The organism is Streptomyces sp. URMC 126 (assembly GCF_051386555.1).
In the GTDB taxonomy this organism is placed as follows: Bacteria; Actinomycetota; Actinomycetes; order Streptomycetales; family Streptomycetaceae; genus Streptomyces.
Window position 1 is genome coordinate 1 of sequence record NZ_JBPQTX010001084.1, and the last position, 254, is coordinate 254.

The 254-nt window shown below is 67.7% G+C and carries 1 pseudogene; it reads left to right on the forward strand.

The features are described 5' to 3' along the window. A pseudogene (locus ACSNOK_RS35185) lies at positions 1-254 on the forward strand (SPFH domain-containing protein); the annotation flags it as partial.

The window sequence follows — 254 nt, forward strand, 5'->3', positions numbered from 1 at the left end:
TCTACGACATGGTCGGCGAGGACACCGGCCGGCTCCTGGAGCAGCTCAACCAGCAGTTCCAGCCGGCGGTGGAGCTGACCAACGCCAACATCACGCACGCCGAGCCCTCCGACCGCAACTACCGCATGGACCTGGCCGCCCCGGAGATGGTGCGGGTCGCCAAGGAGGCCTACACCCACGAGTACGCGCTCCAGCTCCGCAAGGAGCAGGACGAGGGCGACCTCACCAAGGAACTGGCCACCCTCCAGGAGACG